The sequence below is a fragment of the Pseudomonas sp. DCB_BI genome (assembly GCF_026240995.1).
Classification (GTDB): Bacteria; Pseudomonadota; Gammaproteobacteria; order Pseudomonadales; family Pseudomonadaceae; genus Aquipseudomonas.
The window spans coordinates 1-609 of record NZ_JAPFCG010000060.1; the positions used below are offsets into that span (position 1 = coordinate 1).

1 protein-coding gene is annotated in these 609 nt (G+C 61.6%); it reads left to right on the plus strand.

The window, feature by feature from the left end:
• On the plus strand, window positions 1-609 hold a 609-nt coding region (locus OO258_RS27290; protein ID WP_266034993.1), incomplete at both ends, for an electron transfer flavoprotein subunit beta/FixA family protein.

The following is a 609-nucleotide window of genomic DNA, read 5'->3' on the forward strand; positions in this document are numbered from 1 at the left end:
TCAAACGAGTGGTCGACTACAACGTCAAGGTTCGCGTCAAGGCGGACAACTCCGGCGTCGACCTTGCTAACGTCAAGATGTCCATGAACCCCTTCTGCGAAATCGCCGTGGAAGAAGCCGTACGCCTGAAGGAAAAAGGCGTTGCGACCGAGATCGTCGTCGTTTCCGTCGGCCCGACCACTGCCCAGGAGCAACTGCGTACCGCCCTGGCCCTGGGTGCCGACCGTGCCATCCTGGTCGAAGCCGCTGACGAACTGAACTCCCTGGCCGTGGCCAAGGCGCTGAAGGCCGTTGTCGACAAGGAGCAGCCGCAGCTGGTCATCCTCGGCAAGCAGGCCATCGACAGTGACAACAACCAGACCGGCCAGATGCTGGCCGCGCTCACCGGCTTCGCTCAGGGCACCTTCGCCTCCAAGGTTGAAGTGGCTGGCGACAAGCTGAATGTCACCCGTGAAATCGACGGCGGCCTGCAGACCGTTGCACTGAACCTGCCAGCCATCGTTACCACCGACTTGCGCCTGAACGAGCCACGCTACGCGTCGCTGCCGAACATCATGAAGGCCAAGAAGAAGCCGCTGGAGACCGTCAAGCCTGACGATCTGGGCGTTT